The sequence below is a fragment of the Streptomyces sp. GQ60 genome, assembly GCF_059758875.1.
Genome location: NZ_JCAXEG010000002.1, coordinates 489,805 through 511,366, shown reverse-complemented (window position 1 = coordinate 511,366; position 21,562 = coordinate 489,805). Strand labels below are relative to the sequence as shown.

Genomic DNA, 21,562 nt, shown 5'->3' with positions numbered 1-21,562 from the left:
CTCCATGGCCACACGGTAGCGGCGGAGCGGCGGATGCCGGCCGGGCCGGGCCGGGGCGGAGCGGAGGCGGCGCGGCACCGGTTCGGAGGGCGGCCGCTGCGCCGCGGAGAACGCGCCGTGATCCGTGCCCTACGATCTCGGTGCCCGGCGGGGCCGGGAGAACCGGCAGCGAGAAAAGGACCGACATGCCATACGGCTTCAAGGGCGTCCCGCCCACCACCCTCGCCGACTTCCTGGGCCGCGAGCAGGTCATGGACATCGGTATCCGCCCGCTGTGGGACGCGCCGCGCGTCGCGGGACCCGCGTACACGGTGCGGTGCGAGCCAGGGGACAACCTGATGCTGCACGCGGCCATCTACCGCGCCGAGCCCGGCTCGGTCATCGTCGTGGAATCGGGCGATCTGGACTACGCGCTCGCCGGCGGCAACGTGTGCGCCGTCGCCCAGCGCCGGGGCATCGCCGCGTTCGTGCTCGACGGGCTGCTGCGCGACCTCGCGGAGGTGCGCGAAGCGGGCTTTCCCGTCTTCGCCCGCGGAGTCATCCCCATCCCGGGAGGCAAGAAGAAGCTCGGCTCGCTCGGCGGCCCGGTCCGGGTCGGCGGCGTGACGGTGTGTCCCGGAGACATCGTGGTAGCCGACGAAGAGGGCATCGTGGTCACCCCGGCCGCCCGGCGCGAGGAGATCCTGAGCGCCGCCCGGGACAAGCTGGCCAAGGAGGCCGGGGAGTCCCTGGACGCCTGGGAGGAGCAGCACCGCGCGCGCATCGAGAAGGCGCTGGGCGGCCTCGGCTTCACCGGCTGACCACACGTACGCCGGGTCCCGACGGGTGTGCACCCGGCCGGGCCGGCCGTCCGGGGCACCGCGCGGCCCCCGGTCGGCCGCACTCCGGCCCTCGGCGTCCCGGTACGGGCGCGGCCCGCGCCACCCTCCGCCGGCGGAGCGGGACACGAGCCGGCTCCGCCGCCGGGGGACGGTGGGATCACACGGGTCCATCCCGACGGGTGAGGCGAGTTCGGCGAGTTCAGGACTTGCGCAGGTCCGGGGCGGGTACGCCGATCAGCCTGCGCCGCACCGCGTCCCAGGCGGCCCCGAGCGCCCGGGTCACGGCCTCGGTGTGCTCGCCGAGCACCCGCACCCAGGCCCCGCAGTCCTGCGGCAGCACGCTGACCCCGTACGGGAGTCCGCGGCCGGCCAGGGTCGCGTGCAGCAGGTCGGCGAGCTCGCGGGCGGGGGCGAGCGGGGCTGACGGCGAAGAAGCAGGCCATCACGGACCGGCCTGCCAGCACGGCGGGTCCGTCGACGGAGCAGCCGGCCACGCGGTGGCCGCCGACCCCCTCGGCCCCGCCCGGTTCCAGTCGAACGGTGTCCAGGGCCACCAACTCACTCCCCGGCCGACGTAGTTCGAAGTCGGAGGCGAAGACCCGGTAGGCGTTGCGCTCTCCGTGCGCGAGCCGGCCGGCCAGGACGGTCTCGCTCGCCAGCACGGTGGCCGTGGGGTCGGCGGTGATCACCGTGCGCTGGTAGAAGCGGGAGTCGACGTAGGGGATGACCGGGTCCGGCAGGTACTCGACGTACGCGTCCGGGCCGACGGTCAGGAAGGTCTGCAGGGCGGCGTAGAGCGGCCGCATGATCTGGAGCGGGGTCTTCTGGTAGTGCCGCACCAGCTCCGTGCGCCCGCCGACCCGCTCGAAGCCCAGCTCCAGCAGGCCGACCTTGCCGGGCCGCCCGACACCGAGGGTGTCGGGCACCGAGGAGTGCCGCAGGACCTCCAGGGGGACGCGCGGCGGTTCGTAGTGCGCTGCCTCCAGGCGTGCGGGCGGCAGGAGGGCGCGGGGCGGGGTGCGGGGCGGGTCCGCGGCGACGTTCACGCCGGCACCCGGCGGAAGGACTCGATGAAGGTGGCCACGTCCTCCAGGCCCTGCCCGGTGAGGCAGTTGGTCAGCACCACGGGGCGCCATGCAGAACGGCGCGGTGAACGGGGGGATGTTCCAGGTGCCGAGGATCGTCGCCGGCGCCGAGGTGACGACCACCACGGTGATGCTGCCGAGCGAGACGAGGGTGCCGTTGAAGCCGCGCAGTCCGGCCGAGACGATCTCGCGGTCGTTGCCGAACGCGTCGGCGGTGGCGGTGCCGACGACCGCGCCGAGGAGTCCGTAGAGGGCGAACTGCCGGCCGGCGGCGAGGGTGGCGCGGAGGAAGATGCCCGGCTGGGCGGGAGGAACGTGGCGTGCGGGCTCCGTTCCCATTCCCGTGAACGGAAGTTGAAGCGGAACATCGAATGTCGGATGGTGCGGGCGAGACCGTTCGGCGCGCCCGGAAGGGTCATCGCCGCCGCCGCGATGGCGCGCCGACGCGTCCGGACCCGGTGCGGTGGTGTCCCTTGGTGGGGTGCGAGTCATTGCGGGTGCCCGATGGTGGGCCGAGCTGTCGCCGGCCGCCGGCGCCGCCGTCATGGCGGCCGGGATCATCTCGGCCGGACTGCACCTGATCGGCCGGGACGCGCTGTCGATCGCCGCACTGGTCGTCTCCGCCGCACTGTGGCTCGTCCTCGCCGCCGACTTCACCGCCCGGCTCCTGGGTGACCGTCGGCGGTTCCACGCCGAGGCCGACACCCCGGCGGCCCTCACCGCCGTGGCCGCCACGGCCGTGCTCGGCACCCGGCTCTCCCTCCTCGGATGGCAGCCCGTGGCCCTCGGGCTGCTGGTGCTGGCCGCCGCGCTCTGGCCGGGGCTGCTGGTCGCCGTACTGAGGCACTGGGGCTACCGGATGCCCGGTGCCGCGTTCCTCGTCTGCGTGGCCACCCAGGGGCTCGCCGTCCTGGCGGGCACCCTGGCCGCCGCCACCGGCCGCGACTGGCTCGGCCGTGCCGCGCTGGCCGCGTTCTGCCTGGGACTGCTGCTCTACGCGGAGTCCCTCGTACGCTTCGACTTCCGCCAGGTCGTCTCGGGTGCGGGCGACCACTGGGTGGCCGGCGGGGCGCTCTCCATCACCGCCCTCGCCGGCTCGGGGCTCACGGCGTCACCGCTGTGGACGGGATGGGCGCACGCGGGGCTGCGTACCGCCACCCTGGCGGCCCTCGGCCTCTCCTTGGCCTGGTACGCCGTGCTCCTCGCCGCCGAAGCGGTCCGGCCGCGGCCCCGCTACGACATCCGGCGCTGGTCGAGCGTCTTCCCGCTCGGCATGACGGCGACCGCCTGCCTCGCGGCGGCCGCCCCGACCGGGGTGGAGTGGCTGCGGCCCCTCGGCACGGTGCTGCTCTGGGTGGCGGTCGGGGCATGGGTACTGACCTTCGTCGCCCTCCTCGCGGACCGCGGGCCCCGGCTGCGAAAGTGAGCGGAGACCCCCGGATTCCCGGCAGTGCCCCGCCGGGGCGGATTGCGGGGGAGAGGGGCGGGGGAGAGGGGTGGGGGATGGGAACACCGCGCGTCGGAACGCCATCGTGGAAACGGCACCGCCGAATGTCCGGAGCCGAAGTGCTGCCACCGAAAAGGCGCTTACGGAGACGCCTCGACATCGACGTCTCCGTCGCGGCGTCCTCCGTGTCGACGTCTGCGCATAGACGGCCACGTGTCGCCGCCTGTCCATCGCCCAGCAAAATCGCCCCCTGCGCACGGCCGGGAAGGGCGTAAAGCCTGGAGGGTGGCTGCGAATGCGCGCCGCGCACCCCGCTCGCCGGTCCCGACGTACGCGCCGGCCGACGCTTGCCCTGGGGCGGCCTGACCCTACGGCCGCCGTCCGGCGCCGTCCCATCGCGGGGAGAGGGCTACGCAGGCCAGCAGGCAAACCGCCAAGGCCAGTGCCCACAACGCCCCATGACGCAACGTCAGCAGACCGCCGGTGAGGGCTCCGAGCAGCAGGGCCGCGACCGTCACGAGGCGGCGCAGCGGCCCCGGCCCCCAGGGATCGGCCGCCAGCCCGGTCAGGGCCCTGGTGACGACGGTGGTGGTCAGGTCGGGGACGGCGAGCCGGTGGACGACGGCGTTCTGCAGACCCATGCCGAGCGCGAGCAGCGTGATGACCCCGGGCGGCCCGGCGCCGAGCGCGGTCAGGGTGAGCGCCCCGCCCACCAGGGCGGTCTGCACCGCCACCAGCGGCGCGAACATCCGGGCCGCCTCGGTGGTCCGCCGCAGCCGGCCGGCTGCCGCCGCCCCGGCTAGGAAGGCACCTACGGCCAGCAGGGAGTCCGGGGCGGACAGGGAGCGGTCCCCGGCGATCGCGAAGCCGAGGAAGACCACGTTGCCCGTCATATTGGCCACGAAGACGTGGCCGAGACCCAGGTAGCTCACCGCGTCGACCACGCCGCTGACGAAGGTGAGGACGATCAGCAGCGGCGGCAGCACCCCGTGGGGAGACTCCGCTCCCGCCGCGTCCGGCGGGAACAGCCGCGCGGCCAGCGGGCGCAGGATCCCGCGCCGCCGGGACGGGGTGGAGGCCATGGGGTACCTCTGGATCATCGCGCGGGCCGGTCCGCGACGGGCGGAAGCGGAGGGGCGCGCGCTCCCGGGAAGCGAGGTGGAACGGAAGGGGGCTTCGCCCTCGGACATGCTAGCGATGACGGGCGCACGCGCGGAGGAACGACCCGCGGATGGTCCCGGCGGGCGGCCTTCGAACCGGGGCCACCGGCGCGGAAGTTCCCGCTCGAACCGCGACCCGACCGGCGCTTCTTGCCACGGATCCGGGGAGCCCCACGGATAGGGTCGCCGCATGGCCTACACGTTTCAGATCACCGTGGACTCCGCCACACCGCATGCCCTCGCCGACTGGTGGGCCGAGGCCCTCGGATGGGAAGTCGAGGCGAGCGACGAGGACTTCATCCGCGAAATGATCGCCGCCGGGCGGGCGACCGAGGAGGACACCACCACGCACCGGGGCGTCCTCGTCTGGAAGGCGGGCCAGGGGATCCGCCACCCCGAGGGCCTCGAACGGGCCCCCCGCATCCTCTTCCAGTTCATCGAGGAGCCCAAGACCGTCAAGAACCGCGTCCACCTCGACGTCCGCACCGGCGAGGACGACCCGCGGGCCCTGGTCGACCGGCTCCTCGCCAAGGGGGCGGAGTACCTGCACGAAGGCAGCCAGGGCCCCTCCACCTGGACCACCCTCGCCGACCCCGAGGGCAACGAGCTGTGCGTCTCCCATTGAGCGGCGCCCTTCGGGCGACGACGGGAGTGTGACGACAGGCCCTAGGGTGGCCCCGTGAACGTCATCCTCTTCGGCGCGACCGGCATGATCGGCCGGGGCGTGCTGCGCGAGTGCCTGCGCGACGAGTCCGTCGAAAGCGTCCTCGCCATCGGCCGCACCCCCCTCGCCGTCAGCCACCCCAAGCTGCGCGAGCTCGTCCGGGCGGATCCGACCGACCTGTCGGAGCCCGGCCTGGACCTGGCCTCGTACGACGCGTGCTTCTTCTGCCTCGGCATCTCCTCCTTCCGCATGAAGGAGGAGGAGTACCGGCGGATCACCTACGGTCTGACGCTCGCCGCCGCCCGTGCCCTCGCCGCCGCCAACCCGCAGCTGACCTTCGCCTACGTATCCGGCGAGGGCACCGACAGCACCGAGAGCGGCCGCTCCATGTGGGCCCGGGTCAAGGGGAAGACCGAGAACGACCTGCTGAAGCTGCCCTTCGAGGCGTACATGTTCCGGCCGGGGATCGTGCAGCCGGACCGCGGCATCGCGTCCAAGACCCCGCTCTACCGCGCCGGGTACGCCGTCGCCGCACCGCTCTTCCCGGTCCTGCGGCGCTTCGCACCGCATCTCGTGACCACCACCGGGGCCCTGGGCCGCGCCATGATCGCCGTCGCCGCGGCCGGGCCCGGCGACGCGGCCACCCAGCGGATCCTGCGCCCCCGAGACATCAACCGGGTGGGCGGACAGGACCCGCACGGGTCGGCGGACCTGCGGTAACGCGCGGATATTGGGTTTCGGCCGGGGCCCTCCTCCCCCGAGAATGAGGCATCTCGAACCGGGAGGACCCCCATGAGCCAGGACCGCCTGACTCTGCACGACCTGATGCCCGCGCAGGCGCTGACCGAGGCCATCGACGCCGGATACGTGGCCCGCAAGGCCCACCCCGAGCTGCCGCTGTCCCTCTACACCTACACCCGGACCGCCCAGTACGAGCAGGTCTGGAACCAGGTCACCACGCGCTGCCGCGGACTCGTCGCCGACGACGTCACCGGCGCGGTCGTCGCGCTGCCGCTGCCCAAGTTCTTCAACGTCGGCGAGCACGCGTCGGGCCGGCCGTACGCTCCGGCCCTGCCGGACGAGCCGTTCGAGGTGTACGACAAGGTCGACGGCAGCCTCGGGGTCCTCTTCCACTACGCCGGGAAGTGGCGGGCCGCGTCCAGGGGTTCCTTCACCAGTGCCCAGGCCGTCTGGGCGCAGCGCCGCCTCGACGGACGGGACACCTCCGGGCTGGTCCCCGGCACCACCTACCTCGCGGAGATCCTGTACCCGCAGAACCGCATCGTCGTGGACTACGGGGACCGCCGCGACCTGGTCCTGCTCGCCGCGTACGGAACGGACGGCACCGAGGTGCCGCTCGCCGAGGCCGCCGCGCACTGGGAGGGCATCGGCTCCGTGGTCACCGTGTGGCCCGCCATGCCGCTGGGCGAGCTGCTCGCGCTGACCGGGTCCAGCACGCTGCCGGGCGGGGCCGCCGCGACCGGCACCGACGCGGAGGGCTTCGTCCTGCGCTTCGCCTCGGGCGTCCGGGCCAAGGCCAAGATCGCCGAGTACGTACGCCTCCACAAGGTGCTCACCGGTGTGACCGAGCGGGACATCTGGCGCGGGCACGGCATCCAGCGGTTCGCCGGCCTGCCCCTCAAGCAGCTCGCCCAGGGCCTGAACTGCACCGTCGCCGACATCGAGGCCTCGGGCGGCAAGCCGCTCGACGCACTGCTTGAGCAGGTGCCCGACGAGTTCGACCACTGGGTGCGCTCGGTGATCGAACGCCTCGAGGCCGAGGCCGCGCTCCGCGAGCGCGCCATCGACGAGGCGTACGCCTCGCTGGCCCACCTGGCCGCCGACCGCGGCGCGTTCGCGCGCGCCGCCAAGGGGATCCGCGACGGCGGGATCCGCGGCGCGCTGTTCCAGCGCCTCGACGGCAGGACGACCGAGCTCGTCACCTGGCGGCAGGTGCGGCCCGAGACGTCCGACCCCTTCACGAACGACGAGGAGAACTGAGCCCGTGTCCGAAGCACCCGAAACCGAGACCCCCGCGTCCCCGGTCGCGCCTGCCGCGCCCCCCGCGCTTCCGGTGGTCCACGTCATGACGGGTCTGCCGGCCTCCGGGAAGACCACCGCCGCGCGCGCCCTCCAGGCGGAGTCCGGCGGTCGGATGCGCCGCGTCAACCTCGACGACCTGCGGGCCATGCTCGACGTGCCGGACCCGGAGCGCGGGCGCTCGTACAAGCACGAGCAGACCGTGCTGGACATCCAGGACGCGGCCGTCAGCGCGGCCGTCGAGGGCGGTTTCGACGTGGTCGTCGACAACACCCACCTGACCTCGTACATCCCCAAGCGGCTCAAGGCGGCCGTAGCCGGACGGGCCACCTTCGTCGTGCACGACTACACCGGCGTGCCCGTGGAGGAGTGCCTGCGGCGCGACGCCGCCCGCGAGCGCCAGGTCGGCGAGGAGATCATCCGGATACTCGCGGACAAGCACGCGAAGGCCAAGAAGGGCGGCTGGCGGCTCACTTCGGACTGGCTCAACGACCAGCCGGACGTGTCCCCGTACGTCCCCGACCCGGCGCTGCCCACGGCGGTGATGTGCGACATCGACGGCACGCTCGCGATGACCGGGGACCGCAATCCGTACGACTTCTCGCGCTGCGGCCTGGACACGCTGAACACGCCGGTGCGCGACGCGCTGGACTCCTTCCGACGGGCCGACGGCGACACCATCGTGCTGCTGTCCGGGCGCGGGGAGGACCACCGGGAGCCGACCGAGGCCTGGCTGCGGGAGCACGAAGTCCCGTACGACGAGCTGTGGATGCGGGCGGCGGGAGACAACCGCCGCGACGACATCGTGAAGGCGGAGCTGTTCAACGCCCACGTGCGCGACCGGTACGCGGTCCGGGTCTCCCTGGACGACCGCGACCGCGTGGTGGCCATCTGGCGCCGGATGGGCCTGGCCACCTGGCAGGTCAACTACGGGGACTTCTAGGACGGCGACTTCCAGCACGGCGACTGCGGGCCGGTTCGTCATACTGGGAAGGTGGACGAGCCGAACGTACTGATCGTGGACGGTGCCAACGTCGTCGGGTCCGTGCCGGACGGCTGGTGGCGGGACCGGCGGGGCGCCGCCGAGCGGCTGCGCGACCGGCTGGCGCTGCGCGGGGAGGGCGAGGAGATCGTCCTCGTCGTGGAAGGCGCGGCCCGGGGCGTCGCATCGGTGCCGGGCGTCCGGGTGGACGAGGCGCCGGGCAGCGGCGACGACCGGATCGTGGAGCTCGCGGCCGCCTGCGCGGAGCGCGGCGGGTGCGTCGTGGTCACGGCGGACCGGGAACTCCGGAATCGGGTACGGGCGTACGGTGCGCGGTGCGTGGGCCCGCGAACCGTACGCCCGGAGATGCGGCCCTGAGCCGCGTGCGGTGAGGTGCACCGCGGTGAGGTGCACCTCACCGCGCTGCGGTTCCTAGGAGCGGCAGTACCGGACCTTGCCGAGGTTCTTGACGTAGCGGGCCGAGACCCAGCGGCCGCCCCGGTCCTTGGCGGCCTTCGCGGACTTCGGGGTCATCGCACCCGTGCGGTCCTCATCCATCGAGTCCTCCTCGTCCCGCGCCTCGAGGAGGTACCAGATGTTGTTCCCGCCGACCCGCTCGCCGCGCGTCTTGCACTCGATGGCGAGCTTCTCGTGCGGGTGCACCCGGCCCACCTTGTGGGAGTGGGTGGTGGGCTTGCTGCGGACGGCCAGCGGGCCTCGCGAGATGACGACGCCGCGCGCGCTGTCGTAGTCGTCGTCCCAGCCACCGTCCTCGTCGTCCTCGTCGAGGGGGGCCGTCAGGACCGGGCCGAGGGGCGCCGCCGAGTGGTCGACCGCGACGGCGGTGCCCGCCCCGACCAGGCCGAGCACCAGGCTTCCGGCGGTGAGGGCGAGGATGGTCCTGGTGGGCTTCAGCATGAGCCGGCTCCTCCGAGAAGACGTCCGCCCGGCCGCGAACGCGGCACGGGGTGGCAACCAGGCGGTTGCCAGGGACGACTATGGCGACGGAGGGCCCGGAGATCCCGCTGACGCACCGTGACTTCGCCCGATATGCCCAATATGCGGGTTCGCCCGGGGGTGCGACCCGGGTGCTCCGAAGCCACGGCTCCTTCCTCCGGATGCGGGTACCGCGCTGCGCCGCCAGAGTGGATGCCATGGGTATCGAGGATTACGGCGGCGGCCCCGGCGCGCAGCAGACCGGTGTCATGGTGGTGACGACGAACGACGTCCCCGGCTACCGGGTCGAGCAGGTCATCGGGGAGGTCTTCGGCCTCACCGTGCGCTCCCGCCATCTGGGCAGCCAGATCGGCGCGGGCCTGAAATCGATGATCGGCGGCGAGCTGAAGGGCCTGACCAAGACCCTGGTGGAGACCCGCAATCAGGCCATGGAACGCCTCATCGAACAGGCGAAGGCGCGCGGTGCGAACGCCGTCCTGATGATGCGCTTCGACGTGACCGACGCGGCCGACGTCGGCACCGAGGTGTGCGCTTACGGGACGGCGGTCATCCTGGTCCCGGCAAGCACCTAGGGGCCTGCCGGGTCGGGCCGGGCCCGCGGGGAAGGTCCCCACGAGCACTCTTGGCGATCACCGGGAGGAAGCTCTAGCCTCCCGTAGTGATCCACACAGAATTCAAACGCATAATCGAGGCCGGGACGGCCGCCGGGGCCGCGCGGTGACCGGGCCCCTGGACCCGCGCACCGCGCGACGCCGCTACGTGAGCGCCTGCGTCCTCTACTGGTTCCCCGTGGGCCTGGCCGTCAGCCCGCTGATCCTGCTCTTCACCGAGCGCGGCATGTCCCTGGCCGCCGTCGCCGCGTTCTTCGTCGCCCACTCCGTCACCGCCGCCGCACTGGAACTGCCCACCGGCGGACTCTCCGACGTGCTCGGCCGCCGCGCCGTGCTGGCCGCGGCCGGCCTGCTGAACCTGACGGCCTTCGTCCTCCAGGGCCTGGGCACGGCACCCTGGGTCCTCGCCCTCGGGATGGCCCTCATGGGAGCGGGGCGCGCGCTGTCCAGCGGGCCCGCCGAGGCCTGGTACGTCGACACGGTCCAGGCCCACTCCGGCCCCGACGCGGAACTGCGCACCGGACTGGCCCGCGGCGGCTCCGCGACATCCGCCGCGCTCGCGGCGGGCACCCTGCTCGGGGGCGCGCTCCCCTGGCTGCTCGCCCAGGGCGTCGGCGTCGCCGACGAGCTGAGCCGGGCGACCTCCGGACTGGTGCTCCCGCTCTCCACGCCACCGCTGCTGGGCGCGGTGGTGGTGTCGGCCTTCGTGCTGTACGTCCTCACCGCGCTCCCCGAGCCGCCCCGGCCGCCGAGCACCCTGCGCTCCGTGCTCCACGGCATCCCGGCCACCATCGCCGAGGGCGTACGGCTGGGCGGCCGCGACCCGTTGATCCGCCGGGTGCTGCTGAGCGCGGCCGCCGCGGGCGGCGCGCTCGCCGCGCTCGAACTGCTGACACCGGGGCGCGCCGCGTCGTTCACCGGGGCGCCCGAGTCGGGCGCGATGCTCTTCGCCGTCCTCGCCTGCGCCGGCTTCCTCTGCTCCGGGCTCGGCAGCCACCTCGCACCCCTGACCGCCCGGCTCGCGGGCAGCGGCGAGCACGCGGTCCTGGCGGGGCTGGGCACGGGCGCGAGCGGACTGCTCCTGCTCGGCGCCACCGCGGTGGCCGAGGGCCCGTTCGCCCTGGCGCTCGCGGTCCTCGGCTACGGCCTGGTGTACCTCGGCCTCGGCGCCGCGGGGCCGAGCCAGAACGACCTCCTGCACCGCCGGGTGTCGAGCGCGGGACGGGCCACGGCGCTGTCGGTCCAGTCCCTCGCCCTGCAACTGACCGGGGGGCTCACCGGCCTGGTCATCGGCGTGCTGCCGCGGGGACCGCTGCCCTGGCTGCTGGGGGGCGCGATGCTCCTGGCGGGCGCCCTGCTGTGGATCCGGCGCGGCGAGCCCGGGGCCTCGTATCCGACTTCCCGAGGGGTCGAGGGGGCCGAAGCGGTCGAGGGGCGCCGAGCGGTCGAGGGCGCCGAGGGGGTCGAGCGGGTGTAGGGCGCGGGCCGGCCCCGGCGCGTCCTTCGGAACGTGCCGGGCGCGGTCGCGACGCGTGCGCCCACCCGACCCACACGTCACATAAGTCCAGGACGGGGTGCGGCTTTGTCCATGGGCCTGCCGGGCCCCGGTCCGCAGGCTGTCAGGTCAGTGAGCGGACCGCCGGCCTCCACGGTGTGCGGTCTCCCGCCCAGGAAGCGCCGACTCCCGGAGGTCCGATGCGAACCCCCCTCTGGCCGGCCGCAGCCGCGGTCGCCGGTCTCGTGGCCACCTTGGTCGTGGCCGTGCCCGTCGCCCCCGCCGTGGCGGCCACCCCCGTGACGATCGCCTCGCCCGAGCTGTCCGTCAGCGTGGACAGCGCCTTCCCCCGCGTCATCAGCTACACCCGGACCGCCACCGGGGACGTGCTGAACGGCAACGAGGACACCATCGGCACGATCGTCGTCAACGGAACCACCTACACCCCCGCCGTCACCGCGACCCCCTCGACCTCCGGGGTGGACTACGCGATGGCCTTCTCCGGAGTGACCATCAGGTCCCGGCTCTCGGTGTCCGGTTCGGTGGTGGAGTTCAAAGTCACCGCGATCGAGGACACGGCCGCCCTGCGCGTCCGCAGCTTCGCGATCCCCCACCACAACCTCGTCAGCGTCCGCAGCAGCCAGGAGGGTGCCGCGCTCTCCACCGCGAAGATGCACACCGCCACCACCGGCACCGGGGACACCTTCACCCCGGTCACCGCGAGCACCCCGGTCGACGCCTCCGCCACGACCGTGATGTACGGCCTGGTCAACACCGGCAAGCTGGCCGCGGCCATCGACTCCAACTCGTACTACGACGCCCCCTCGGGCGGCACCGCCAACGAGAACGGCCGGATCAGCAAGCAGGTCACCGACAAGGGCGCCTACCGCCGGGCCGGCCTGTGGAGCGGGTCCTGGCTCTACCGGGCCTCGGGCGCCGCCGACACCGACACCGAGCCGCTGCCCTACGTCCGCGTGGCGATCACGGCCGACCGCAATGCCGACGCCACCGTGGACTGGCAGGACGCGGCGGTCGCCTACCGCGACATCTGGACCGCGCCCACCGGCTGGCAGCAGACCGCCGACCGGGTCGTGCAGCGCATCCCCTTCAACTTCGCCTCCGCGGCCACCCACCCCTTCGCCGAGACCCTCGACGAGACCAAGCGGGTCAACCTCGCCACCGACGGACTCGGCCAGTTCGTCCTGCTCAAGGGGTACGCCTCCGAGGGCCACGACTCGGCACACATGGACTACAAGAACATCGGCTCCAAGCTGGGCGGCGCCACCGACCTGAACACCCTCACCACCGTCGGCCACACCTACAACGCCGACTTCGGCGTCCACATCAACGCCACCGAGGAGTACCCGGTCTCGGCCACCTTCGACCCGGCGCACCAGACCGGCGGCCTCGGCTGGGACTGGCTCGACCAGTCGTACTACGTGGACACCCGGAAGGACGGCCAGTCCGGCGGGCGCCTCAAGCGGCTCCAGGACCTCAAGGCGGCCGCCCCCGGCCTGGACTTCCTCTACGTGGACGTCTGGTACGGCGACGGCTACCTCTCGCGCAAGCTCGAACGCGAGATCGGCGGTCTGGGCTACCAGCTCGCCACCGAGTTCCCCGCCTCCCTGACCGGACAGTCCCTCTGGCACCACTGGGCCACCGACGTCAACTACGGCGGCACCGACCTCAAGGGCATCAACTCGAACATCGCCCGCTTCATCGCCAACCACACCAAGGACGACTGGATCGCCGCCAACCCGCTGCTCGGCGGCGCGGAGATCACCGCCTACGAGGGCTGGCAGGGCAAGCGGGACTTCACCTCCTTCCTCACCACCACGTTCGCGACCAACCTGCCGACCAAGTACCTCCAGGAATCCCCGATCGTGAAGTGGACCGCCAACACGGTCACCCTCGCCAACGGCACCACCGTCACCACCTCCGGGAACACCCGCAAGGTCACCACGGCCGGCCGGACCGTCCTCGACGGATCCGCCTACCTGCTCCCGCGCGACGGCAAGCTCTACCACTGGAACGACAAGGCCGCATCCACCACCTGGGCCCTGCCGGCCGGCTGGTCCTCGCCCATGCTGTACAAACTGACCGACACCGGACGCCAGTTGGTCGGCGACCTGGCCGTCAGCGGCGGGCAGGTCGCCATCAACGCCGCCGCCAGGACCGCCTACGTCGTCACCAACGGCGCGGCCCCCGCCCAGGCCGACCCGAAGTGGGGCGAGGGCGCCCCCGTCAAGGACCCCTCCTTCTTCTCCGGCAACCTGAACGCCTGGACCGTCACCGGCGCCGGCGCCGCCGTCACCCGCAACGCCCAGGGGCAGAACGAGCTCACGATGGCAGCGAGCACCGCGCCCGCCGTCTCCCAGCAGCTCACCGGCCTCACCCCCGGCACCTACGCCGCCTCCGTCTGGGTCTCGACCCCGGCGGGCCGGGCCACCACCCTCAGCGTGACCCCGGCCGGTGGCACGGCCGCCTCCGTCTACGCGGACTCCTCGACGCTGACCAACAACCTCGGCGGCAGCGAGAAGAACGGCACCAAGATGCAGCGCATGAAGGTGCTCTTCGACGTGCCGTCCGGCCAGTCCACGGCCACCCTCAAGCTGGCGGCGGCCTCCGGCACCGGCACCGTCTACCTGGACGACGTACGGGTGGTCCGCTCCGCCCGCACCCCGCTGAACGGCCACTGGTTCACCGAGGACTTCGAGAACGTCGACGCGGGCTGGGGCCCCTTCGCCTTCGGAGGCGCCGGCGGCTCGGCCACCGACCCGCGCACCCACATCGCCCAGCGCAACGCCCCGTACACCCAGGCCGGTTGGAGCGGGAAACTGGTCGACGACGTGATCAACGGGCAGAACTCGCTGAAATCGCACGAGGAGCGGCAGGGCTTGGTCTACCGCACCCTCCCGCAGACCCTGCGGCTGACCCCCGGCCGCTCGTACAAGGTCACCTTCAGCTACGAGAACGGTTTCAGCGGCGACTACCAGTTCATCACCGGCTCCGGGAGCACCGAGACGGCCACCGCGCTGAACCAGGCCCGTACGGCCACCACCTTCACGAAGACCTTCACCGCGGGGACCGACGCCTGGATCGGCGTACGGAAGGTGACCGGCGAAGGCTCCCACAACGAGGCCGACTTCATCCTCGACGACCTCGCCGTCGACGACCTGGGCGCCGGGAGCGGCGGAGAACTCCTCGTCCCGCAGACGCAGATGAGCGTCAAGGCCGTCGACAGCCAGGAGACCGCGGGCGAGAACGGCGCCGCGGCCAACGTGCTCGACGGGGACGGTGCCACCATCTGGCACACCCAGTGGTACCAGGCCACCGCGCCGATGCCGCACGAGATCACCCTCGACCTCGGCGCCTCGTACAACGTCTCCACCCTGCACTACCTGCCCCGGCAGACCCAGAACAACGGGCGCATCGCCGACTACCAGGTCCTCACGTCCACGGACGGGGTCACCTGGGGGACGCCGGCCGCCTCCGGGACCTTCGCGAACACCACCGCCCAGCAGGACGTCGCCTTCACGGCGCGGACGGCTCGCTACGTCAAGCTCAAGGCCACGAGGGAGGTTTCGGGCAATCCGTGGACGGCGGTCGCGGAACTCAACATCGGCTACCTGCCGTGACGGGTCCCGGCGGTGACGGGTCCGGGAGCCGCCGCGGCGACTGCTGCTGCACCGACTGCTGCTGCACCGACTGCTGGCGGCGGAACCGGACGGGTGCCACGCCCACCCGGCGGCTGAACAGCCTGCTGAAGTAGGCGGCATCCTCGTAACCGACCCGCCGGGCGACCCCGGCGACCGGCAGGTCGGTCCGGGCCAGCAGTTCCTTCGCCCGGCTCAGGCGGATGCCGAGGAGGTACTCCTTGACCCCCTCCCCGGTACTGCCGCGCACGGCCCCGCGCAGTTCGGGGAGGGTCATCCCGAGCCGGGCGGCGTGCTCGGCCACCGATATCGGCAGCAGCGCGTCCCGGGCCAGGGTGTCCATCACGGTGTCCCCGTGCCGCGACACCCCGGCCCGGGCGTAGCGCAGCGCGACGAGCAGCCCGTGCACGGCCGCGGCGGCCTCCACCTCCAGCAGCGGGCCGCCGAGCCGGGCCGCCCGTACGATCCCGTCGACCACGTGCCGCACCCCGGCCGTGCCGCTGAGGGGTACCAGCGGGCGGTCGGGGGTGACGTATCCGAGGTCGGTGTACGCCGCCACGCTGTGGCCGGCGAAATCCACGAAGCACTCCTCCCAGCCGGTCTGCGGATCGGGGCCGTAGTGGTGCTCCACCCCGGGCACGAGCCACAGCAGCGCCGGGGCCGTCACCGGCTGCGGGGCCCGCCCGCCGTGGCTGAACCAGCCCCGGCCGGCGCAGACCACCACCGCGACGTGATGGTCGAGCGCGCGCGGGCCGACCACCGGCAGCACGCCCTCCTGCACCCCGACACCGAGGCACACCAGGCCGAGCCGGCGGTGGTTGGCGGTCGGCGAGAAGTACCGCATCCAGCTGCTGTACGGAGGCGTGGCCATCTGCGGATTGTGATCCACAAGGCGGGACGTGCTCAAGGGGAGTGCTCGGGGGGAGTGTTCAGGGCGAGCGCTCAGGGGGCCGCGGACTCCCGGGCGTTACGAGACTTTCGCCCGACCGGTGCGACCGGTGCAGGCGGCGTGACCGGCGTGACCGGCGTGACCGAAGCGGGCAGTGCGCCCGCCGGCCCGCCCGGGGCCCGCTCCGGCCGGAGTCCGGCCGCCAGCCCGGCGACCACCACGGCCAGGCCCAGCCACACCGCCGGCCCCGGCACCCCGCCGCCGGTGACGGCTCCCGCGCCCGCAGCCGCGAGTGGCGCCACCCCGGCGAGCAGTCCGGCCCGGCCGGCGCCCACCGCGGCCACCGTGCGGTACCAGAGGAGGAAGGCCACAGCCGTCACCAGGACGGCGAGGTATCCGACGGCCGCCCACTGGCGAGGGGTCACCGACACGAGCGCCGAAGGCCCCTCGGCGCAGACCGTGAGCACCGCCAGCATCACCGCGCCCAGCCACACCGCGTGCAGCGAGACCCCCCACGGGCCGTGGCGCCGCAGCACCGGCACCGCGAGCAGCGTGAAGGCGGCCTCGCAGCCCAGCGCGAGCGCGGCCCAGCCGACCCCGGCCGCGTCCGTGCGGCCCGTTCCCTCCACCAGGACCGCCCCGGCGACGACCACCAGCGCGGCGAGCAGCACCCGCGGGCTCGGCCTGCGGCCCTCCAGCAGGGGCCCGATCACCCCGAGCAGGATCGGTGCGCAGGCGACGGCGACGGCGATGACGGCCGGCTCCGCGTGCGCGACGCCCCGTACGACGGCCACGTTGAACAGCACCAGCCCGGTCGCTGCGACCCCGCCCAGCCACAGCCACTCCCGGCCGCGCGGGGCCCGGATCGGCACCTGCGCCAGGCGGGCCAGGCCGAACAGGAGCAGCGCGGCAGCCGTGTAGCGGACGGCCTGCACGCCGAAGAGCGGGGAGTCCACGAGGGAGTGGGAGACGGTGACGCTGCTGCCGACGAGGGCCATGCCGATGATGCCGGGGGCGAGGTCGCGCAACGGCCGGGGTGAAGGGGGTGGGGTGCTCATACCGTCGAGCCTGGGGCCACAATGGACCCGTGGACAGGTCCAAAGAGAGCGCCATCCAGGGGTCCGAACCCGTGGCCCCCGACGCAGCGGCCTCCGAAGCCGTGGAGACCAACGCAGCGGCTTCCGAAACCGCGGCCCCCGGAACCGCGGGGTCGGACTTCCTCCAGCTCGACATCGGCCGGGCCCCGGTCGGCGGCCGTACCGACTGGCTCGCCGACCGGCTGCGTGCCGCCATCGCCGACGGCACGCTCGCCGTCGGCAGCCGGCTCCCGGCCAGCCGTGTCCTCGCCGCCGAACTCCGGGTCTCCCGGGGGCTGGTCACCGAGGCCTACCAGCGGCTGGCGGAGACCGGCCAGGTGTCCGGCCGCGGCCGGGCCGGGACGGTCGTGCTGGCCGCGCCGGTGACCGAGCGGCCGCCCCCGTCCCGGCCCGCCCGGTCCGGAGCCCCGGATCCGGCCGGCCCGTTCACCCCGGGACCCCGGGGCGGCCCCGTCGACGCACTGCGCGCCGCCCCGTGCCGGATCGACCTCTCGCCCGGGGCACCCGATCTGACCGCGTTCCCGCGTACGGCCTGGCTCCAGGCGGAGCGCCGGGTCCTGGCCGAACTCACCCCCGCCGACTTCGGCTACGGGAACCCGCAGGGCACCCTCGCGCTGCGCGAGGCGATCGTCGGCTGGCTCGCCCTGAACCGCGGGATCCGTGCCACCCCCGACGAGGTGGTCGTGGTGGCGGGCGTGGCCCAGGCGCTGGGACTGCTGGCCCAGGTGCTGCGTGCGGAGGGCGTGCGGCGCGTGGCGGTGGAGGACCCCGGCTCGCTCGGGGCGCGCCGGCAACTGCACCACGGGGGCATGGAGATCCTGCCCGTACCGGTGGACGGGAGCGGCATCGACACCGCCGCCCTGGCGGCCGGACCGGCCCAGGCGGTGGTGCTGACACCGGCGCACCAGTTCCCGACCGGGGTCGTCCTCGACGGAGAACGGCGCCGCGAACTCCTCGGCTGGGCGGCGGCCGGGGGAGTCGTCATCGAGGACGACTACGACGCCGAGCACCGCTACGACCGGGCGCCCGTCCCCGCGCTGCGGGCCATGCTCCCGGAGGCCGTCTGCTACACCGGAAGCGTCTCCAAGCTCCTCGCCCCCGCGCTGCGACTGGGCTGGCTGCTGGTCCCGCCGCGCCGGCTGGAGGCCGTGATCGAGGCCAAGGGCTACGCCGACCTCGGCAATCCGGTCCTCGCCCAGCTGGTGCTGGCCCGGCTGATGGCCTCCGGGGAGCTGGAGCGCCACCTGCGCTTCGTACGCCGGCGCCACCGGGCCCGCCGGGACGCGATGCTCCGCGCGATCGCCGCCGAACTGCCCGGCGCGCGGGTGCACGGGGCGGCGGCCGGGCTGCACCTGATGGTCACCTTCGACGGAGCGCAGCGCGCCGGGGGCTTCGACGACACGGAGCTCGCCGCCGCGGCCCTGGACCTCGGGGTCAAGGCCCACCCGCTGTCCTGGCACCGGATGGCCCCGGGACCCGCGGGCCTGGTGCTCGGCTACGCGGCGGGTTCGGTGGGGGAGATCGAGGAGGGGGTGGCCGTCATCGGCACGGCCCTGCGGCGGCTGCGGGAGGGCCGGGGCCGGCGGGGGCCGAGCCGGGCCTGAGCGGGCGGCGGCCGGGGCCGCGAAAAGTTTTCCGGGAACGGCGGCAACCTCCGGGGCACTCGCGCGTCGTGCGGGAGTGAAGGGCGTGATCCCGCGCCCCGCAGCCGACCGTGGAGAACCACCGTGAAGAACCTGAAGCGCGCCCCGCTGTCCGTCCGCAGGGCGGCAGGCCTCGCCGTAGCAGCCGCCGGGGTGGCCGTCGCGCTCGCCGGGCCGGCCTCCGCCGCACCAGGGGCGCCGTCCGCCTCGCCGACCGCCGTGGCGCCCGCACCGGCGACGACCGCGACGCCGAGCGTGGCCCCCTCCGCCCCCGCGCCCTCGGTGAGCCTGCCCCCGGGCACGAAGCCGAGCGCGGCCCCCAGCGCGAGCCCGAGCGCCGCCCCGAGCGTGTCTCCGACCGCCGCCCCGGGCGGGACGCCGACCGCCGTCCCGAGCGCGGCCCCGAGCGCCGCCCCCGCCTCGCCCACCGCGCCCGAACTCGCGCATACTGGCTCCTCCGCCACCAACGCCGCACTCGGCGCCGGGGCCGCCGTGCTGATCACCGCCGGGGCCGCGACCCTGTACACCGTGCGGCGCCGCGCCAACGGCTGAGGACCCCCGTGCTCCACCTCGCACCCTCCGTGGGCCCCGCCGCGTCCGGCTTCGACCGGCCGCGGCGGGGCTTGTGGTCGTTCCTGCTGCGCCGTGAGCGCTCCGCCGCGCAGGCCCCGCCCGCGCCGTCGGAGCCGTACGGGCACGGGTACCCGTACGGCCACCCCTCCGAAGGGGGCGGCCAGGGGCCCACCGTGACCGAGCTCTACCACGCGCACCGGCTGCCGATGGTCCGGCTGGCGGTGCTGCTGGTGGACGACCTCGGCAGCGCCGAGGACGTGGTGCAGGACGCCTTCACGGCGCTGTACCGCCGCCACGGCGAGCGGATCACGGAGGTGGACAACGCGCTGGGCTACCTGCGCACCGCCGTCGTGAACACGGCCCGCTCCGTGCTGCGCCGCCGCCGGACCGCCCGCGCCTGGACCCCGCAGGCACCCGCCGACGTACCCTCCGCCGAGGCCTCCGTGGTCCTAGGCGAGGCACACCGCGAGGTCCTCGCCGCGCTGGGGCGGCTGACGCCGAGGCGGCGGCAGGTCCTGGTGCTGCGCTACTGGGCCGACCTCAGCGAGGCGGAGATAGCCGAGACGCTGGGGATCAGCCGGGGGGCGGTCAAGTCGAACGCGAGCCGCGGGCTGGACGCGCTGGAACGGATTCTGGAGGGTCGGATATGACGCGTGGACAGGAGCCGCCCGCGGACCCGGGCCGGGAGCGGCCCGGGCCGTCCGGGCTGTTCGGGCCGTCCGGGAAGTCCCGGCCGTCCGGACCGTCCGCGGCCCCCGATCGCTCCGGGGCTCCGGCCGGGCGGCCGGTCGAATACCGGCTGCGGCAGGCCCTGGACGCCCGCGCGGCCGGCATCACCGTGCGCGAACTGCGCCCGGCGCAGCCGCCGGGGCCGGGGGTACGGCGACTGCCGTGGGCCTGGCCGCGCGGGTTCACGCTGCCTCTGGCGGGGCTGGCGGCCGCGGCCGCAGTGGTGGTCGGGTACGCCGTACTGGCTCCGGACGCCCCGGTCCGCCCGGGCCCGGTACCGGTGCCGCCGGCCGCGCCGCCGTCGCCCGCGCCGACCGGGCCGGTTCCGGGGCCGGTGCCGTCCGGTCCGTCCCCCTCCGCTTCCCCGTCGCCGATCACGCCTTCGGCCGCGCCCTCGACCTCGCACGTGCCCACCGTGAGCCCGTCGCGGGCGCGGGAGACCGCTACGGGCGCGGCACGGCCGAGTGCCGCACCCTCCGCCTCGTCGGTCCCGTCGGTCTCGTCGTCGGCCGTATCGCGGCCGTCGACCTCGGCCCCGCCGCCCACGGCTTCGCCCAGCCACCGCTGACGGGGGCGGGCGGGGGCGTGGTGCGCGGGCGACCCCCACCCTGCGCCGGGCGGAGATCCGCCCGGCTCGGTGCGGTCGCCGTCGACCTCGCCACGGCCTGCCTGGCCCAGCACCTGGACGCCGAGGACCGGATCCCCTCCGAGGCCCGCGCGGAGGTCCTCCTGCGGCGGGTCAACGCCTTCATCGAGCACCACCTCGGCGACCCCGAGCTGACCCCGCCCGCCATCGCGGCCCGCCACAACATCTCGGTGCGCGGCCTCCACCAGCTCTTCCGGCGGCAGGGGGAGAGCGTCCGGGCCCGGATACGGCGCCGCCGCCTCGAAAAGTGCCGCACCGACCCGGGCCGGCCCGAACTCGCCTCCCACCGGGTGCAGTCCATCGCCGCCCGCTGGGGATTCAGCGGACCGGTGGCCTTCAGCCGGGCGTTCCGCGAGGCGTACGGTCTGACGCCCACGGAGTACCGCGCGCTGAGCGCCACGGGCCCCACCTCGGCACGGCCTAGGCTCGTCCCATGAACGACACCACACACGGCATACGGATCCGGCCGGGCGGCCCGGCGGACGTACCGGCCGTTCTGGACATGCTCGACTCCGCGGTGGCCTGGATGAACGCCCGCGGGAACACCGAGCAGTGGGGGACAACCCCGTACTCGCGCATTCCCGGGGGAGTGGAGCGGGTCCAGCGGTACACGACCGAGAACGACCCGTACGTCGCGGAGTTGGACGGGATTCCCGTCGGAGCCCTGGTGCTGGACTCCGGCCCCAGCCCGAAGGTGCCGATGATCGCGCCGGCCGGGGAACCCGAGCGGTACGTCCGCCTGCTGGTCTCCGACCGGCGGTACGCCGGCCTGGGCATCGGTTCCGCGCTGCTGCGACGGGCCGTGGAGGAAACCAGGCGGGCCGGCGTGGAGCTGCTGCGGGTCGACTGCTGGGCGGGCGGCACGGGCGAACTGGTCGCGTACTACGAGCGCAACGGCTTCACCCGCACCGACCCGTTCCGCTCCGGCACCTGGCCGGGCCAGGTACTGGCCCAGCGGGTCTAGGGCTCTGACCGAGGTTCTTCCGGCGATCAGCGACGAGTACGCGATCAAGTTCTACGCGCAGGCCCGCGACGTGGCCGCGCTTGCCGCCGAGATCGAGGCCATG

Annotated in this window: 20 protein-coding genes and 1 pseudogene; 15 read left to right on the top strand and 6 right to left on the bottom strand. The window is 74.1% G+C overall.

Annotated features, from left to right (window positions below; all coding sequences use genetic code 11):
* Nucleotides 1-185: 185 nt before the first annotated feature.
* Entirely contained in the window at nucleotides 186-800 is a 615-nt protein-coding gene (locus AC6CKD_RS07345; protein WP_498325945.1) for an RraA family protein, read from the top strand.
* Nucleotides 801-1,020: 220 nt separating this feature from the next.
* Here AC6CKD_RS07345 and AC6CKD_RS07340 read toward each other — a convergent pair whose 3' ends face one another.
* Nucleotides 1,021-1,194 carry an urease accessory protein UreD gene (locus AC6CKD_RS07340; protein WP_498326292.1) on the bottom strand — a complete coding sequence of 58 codons (174 nt, stop codon included), beginning with the start codon at nucleotides 1,192-1,194 and terminating at the stop codon, nucleotides 1,021-1,023.
* Between the two features lie 91 nt (nucleotides 1,195-1,285).
* A pseudogene (locus AC6CKD_RS07335) lies at nucleotides 1,286-2,245 on the bottom strand (urease accessory protein UreD); the annotation flags it as partial.
* A 142-nt stretch (nucleotides 2,246-2,387) separates the two neighbouring features.
* On the opposite strand from AC6CKD_RS07335, the gene AC6CKD_RS07330 reads away from it, so the two are divergent.
* Complete coding sequence (locus AC6CKD_RS07330; protein WP_498325943.1) at nucleotides 2,388-3,332, top strand: tellurite resistance/C4-dicarboxylate transporter family protein; 945 nt, start codon at nucleotides 2,388-2,390, stop codon at nucleotides 3,330-3,332.
* Nucleotides 3,333-3,721: 389 nt separating this feature from the next.
* Here the strand turns inward: AC6CKD_RS07330 and AC6CKD_RS07325 are convergent, their stop codons facing one another.
* Nucleotides 3,722-4,435: a YoaK family protein gene (locus AC6CKD_RS07325; protein WP_498325942.1), complete on the bottom strand. Its 714-nt coding sequence runs from the start codon at nucleotides 4,433-4,435 to the stop codon at nucleotides 3,722-3,724.
* Nucleotides 4,436-4,703: 268 nt separating this feature from the next.
* Between AC6CKD_RS07325 and AC6CKD_RS07320 the strand changes: the two genes are divergently transcribed.
* The 5 genes from AC6CKD_RS07320 to AC6CKD_RS07300 all read left to right on the top strand — a co-directional run bounded on the left by AC6CKD_RS07320 (nucleotide 4,704) and on the right by AC6CKD_RS07300 (nucleotide 8,577).
* Nucleotides 4,704-5,138, top strand: coding sequence for a VOC family protein (locus tag AC6CKD_RS07320; protein ID WP_498325941.1), 435 nt, complete (start codon nucleotides 4,704-4,706; stop codon nucleotides 5,136-5,138).
* 54 nt (nucleotides 5,139-5,192) lie between these two features.
* Nucleotides 5,193-5,897, top strand: a complete 705-nt coding sequence (locus AC6CKD_RS07315) for a Rossmann-fold NAD(P)-binding domain-containing protein (protein WP_498325940.1) — start codon at nucleotides 5,193-5,195, stop codon at nucleotides 5,895-5,897.
* A gap of 72 nt (nucleotides 5,898-5,969) precedes the next feature.
* Nucleotides 5,970-7,178: an RNA ligase gene (locus AC6CKD_RS07310; protein ID WP_498325938.1), complete on the top strand. Its 1,209-nt coding sequence runs from the start codon at nucleotides 5,970-5,972 to the stop codon at nucleotides 7,176-7,178.
* A gap of 4 nt (nucleotides 7,179-7,182) precedes the next feature.
* A complete protein-coding gene (locus AC6CKD_RS07305) occupies nucleotides 7,183-8,160 on the top strand; it encodes a phosphatase domain-containing protein (RefSeq protein ID WP_498325937.1) in 978 nt (325 codons plus the stop codon).
* A gap of 51 nt (nucleotides 8,161-8,211) precedes the next feature.
* Nucleotides 8,212-8,577, top strand: a complete 366-nt coding sequence (locus AC6CKD_RS07300) for an NYN domain-containing protein (protein ID WP_498325936.1) — start codon at nucleotides 8,212-8,214, stop codon at nucleotides 8,575-8,577.
* Nucleotides 8,578-8,631: 54 nt separating this feature from the next.
* Here AC6CKD_RS07300 and AC6CKD_RS07295 read toward each other — a convergent pair whose 3' ends face one another.
* Nucleotides 8,632-9,117 (bottom strand): hypothetical protein, encoded by a 486-nt coding sequence (locus tag AC6CKD_RS07295; protein ID WP_498325934.1) that lies wholly within the window; start codon nucleotides 9,115-9,117, stop codon nucleotides 8,632-8,634.
* A gap of 236 nt (nucleotides 9,118-9,353) precedes the next feature.
* On the opposite strand from AC6CKD_RS07295, the gene AC6CKD_RS07290 reads away from it, so the two are divergent.
* From AC6CKD_RS07290 to AC6CKD_RS07280, 3 genes are all read left to right on the top strand, one after another.
* Nucleotides 9,354-9,728 carry a YbjQ family protein gene (locus tag AC6CKD_RS07290; RefSeq protein WP_243332358.1) on the top strand — a complete coding sequence of 125 codons (375 nt, stop codon included), beginning with the start codon at nucleotides 9,354-9,356 and terminating at the stop codon, nucleotides 9,726-9,728.
* Between the two features lie 145 nt (nucleotides 9,729-9,873).
* Nucleotides 9,874-11,244 (top strand): MFS transporter, encoded by a 1,371-nt coding sequence (locus AC6CKD_RS07285; RefSeq protein WP_498325933.1) that lies wholly within the window; start codon nucleotides 9,874-9,876, stop codon nucleotides 11,242-11,244.
* 218 nt (nucleotides 11,245-11,462) lie between these two features.
* The gene (locus tag AC6CKD_RS07280; protein WP_498325932.1) at nucleotides 11,463-14,900 is read left to right on the top strand and encodes an endo-alpha-N-acetylgalactosaminidase family protein; all 3,438 of its coding nucleotides are present in this window, start codon (nucleotides 11,463-11,465) and stop codon (nucleotides 14,898-14,900) included.
* Here AC6CKD_RS07280 and AC6CKD_RS07275 read toward each other — a convergent pair.
* Entirely contained in the window at nucleotides 14,878-15,789 is a 912-nt protein-coding gene (locus AC6CKD_RS07275; RefSeq protein ID WP_498325931.1) for a helix-turn-helix domain-containing protein, read from the bottom strand. The two genes, AC6CKD_RS07280 and AC6CKD_RS07275, sit on opposite strands and share 23 nt — an antisense overlap.
* Nucleotides 15,790-15,860: 71 nt before the next feature.
* Complete coding sequence (locus AC6CKD_RS07270; RefSeq protein WP_498325930.1) at nucleotides 15,861-16,865, bottom strand: DMT family transporter; 1,005 nt, start codon at nucleotides 16,863-16,865, stop codon at nucleotides 15,861-15,863.
* Nucleotides 16,866-16,966: 101 nt separating this feature from the next.
* Here AC6CKD_RS07270 and pdxR point away from each other — a divergent pair, with 101 nt between their 5' ends.
* The 5 genes from pdxR (at nucleotide 16,967) to AC6CKD_RS07245 (ending at nucleotide 21,459) form a co-directional block, all read left to right on the top strand.
* Nucleotides 16,967-18,508 (top strand): MocR-like pyridoxine biosynthesis transcription factor PdxR, encoded by a 1,542-nt coding sequence (pdxR, locus tag AC6CKD_RS07265; protein WP_498326290.1) that lies wholly within the window; start codon nucleotides 16,967-16,969, stop codon nucleotides 18,506-18,508.
* 123 nt (nucleotides 18,509-18,631) lie between these two features.
* The gene (locus AC6CKD_RS07260) at nucleotides 18,632-19,099 is read left to right on the top strand and encodes an LPXTG cell wall anchor domain-containing protein (protein ID WP_498325928.1); all 468 of its coding nucleotides are present in this window, start codon (nucleotides 18,632-18,634) and stop codon (nucleotides 19,097-19,099) included.
* 8 nt (nucleotides 19,100-19,107) lie between these two features.
* Nucleotides 19,108-19,770 carry a SigE family RNA polymerase sigma factor gene (locus AC6CKD_RS07255; RefSeq protein ID WP_498325927.1) on the top strand — a complete coding sequence of 221 codons (663 nt, stop codon included), beginning with the start codon at nucleotides 19,108-19,110 and terminating at the stop codon, nucleotides 19,768-19,770.
* 241 nt (nucleotides 19,771-20,011) lie between these two features.
* The gene (locus tag AC6CKD_RS07250; RefSeq protein ID WP_498325926.1) at nucleotides 20,012-20,932 is read left to right on the top strand and encodes a helix-turn-helix domain-containing protein; all 921 of its coding nucleotides are present in this window, start codon (nucleotides 20,012-20,014) and stop codon (nucleotides 20,930-20,932) included.
* Entirely contained in the window at nucleotides 20,929-21,459 is a 531-nt protein-coding gene (locus AC6CKD_RS07245) for a GNAT family N-acetyltransferase (RefSeq protein WP_498325925.1), read from the top strand. The genes AC6CKD_RS07250 and AC6CKD_RS07245 overlap by 4 nt, the downstream gene beginning before the upstream one ends.
* The last annotated feature ends 103 nt before the right edge of the window (nucleotides 21,460-21,562 follow it).